The organism is Ruegeria sp. HKCCD8929, from assembly GCF_013031405.1.
Lineage (GTDB): Bacteria > Pseudomonadota > Alphaproteobacteria > Rhodobacterales > Rhodobacteraceae > Ruegeria.
Map to the genome: position 1 here is coordinate 1 of NZ_WPZY01000138.1, position 1,263 is coordinate 1,263.

1 protein-coding gene is annotated in these 1,263 nt (G+C 64.1%); it reads left to right on the plus strand.

The features are described 5' to 3' along the window. Nucleotides 1–1,176, plus strand: a 1,176-nt coding sequence (gene tuf, locus GOX53_RS29435) for an elongation factor Tu (protein ID WP_171182422.1), incomplete at its 5' end; no start/stop codon positions are given. Nucleotides 1,177–1,263 lie beyond the last annotated feature (87 nt).

Below are 1,263 nucleotides of genomic sequence, written 5' to 3' on the forward strand. Positions count from 1 at the left end.
ATGGCAAAGGAAAAGTTTGAGCGTACGAAACCGCACGTGAACATTGGCACGGTTGGCCACGTTGACCACGGCAAGACGACGCTGACGGCGGCGATCACCAAGTATTTCGGCGACTTCAAGGCGTATGACCAGATCGATGGCGCGCCGGAAGAGAAGGCGCGCGGGATCACCATCTCGACCGCCCACGTGGAATACGAGACCGACGCGCGCCACTACGCCCATGTCGACTGCCCCGGCCACGCCGACTACGTCAAGAACATGATCACCGGTGCCGCCCAGATGGACGGCGCGATCCTGGTTGTGAACGCCGCCGACGGCCCGATGCCGCAGACGCGCGAGCACATCCTGCTGGCCCGTCAGGTCGGCGTGCCCGCGCTGGTCGTGTTCATGAACAAGGTGGACCAGGTCGACGACGAAGAGCTGCTGGAACTGGTGGAAATGGAAGTCCGCGAGCTGCTGAGCTCGTATGAGTTCCCCGGCGACGACATTCCGATCATCGCCGGTTCGGCGCTGGCCGCGATGGAAGGCCGCGATGCCGAGATCGGCGAGGACAAGATCCGCGAACTGATGGCGGCCGTGGACGAATACATCCCGACGCCCGAGCGTGCCGTGGACCAGCCGTTCCTGATGCCGATCGAAGACGTGTTCTCGATCTCGGGCCGTGGCACCGTTGTGACCGGCCGGGTCGAGCGTGGCGTGATCAATGTCGGCGACGAGATCGAGATCGTCGGCATCAAGGACACCTCGAAAACCACCTGCACCGGTGTCGAGATGTTCCGCAAGCTGCTGGACCGGGGTGAGGCCGGCGACAACATCGGCGCGCTGCTGCGCGGTGTCGACCGTGACGCGGTCGAGCGCGGCCAGGTGCTGTGCAAGCCGGGCTCGGTGACCCCGCACACCAAGTTCGAAGCCGAAGCCTATATCCTGACCAAGGAAGAGGGCGGCCGCCACACCCCGTTCTTCGCCAACTACCGTCCGCAGTTCTACTTCCGGACCACCGACGTGACCGGCACGGTGACGCTGGCGGCGGGCACCGAGATGGTGATGCCGGGCGACAACGTGGGCTTCACGGTTGAGCTGATCGCCCCGATCGCGATGGAAGACGGCCTGCGCTTCGCCATCCGCGAAGGCGGCCGCACGGTTGGCGCCGGCGTGGTGTCGAAAATCATCGAATAACCGGCAGGCCGGGCTTCAGCCCGGCACACCGCCGAACAAACCAAACCAAAAAAAGGCCGCTCAACAAGAGCGGCCTTTTTCTTTGCA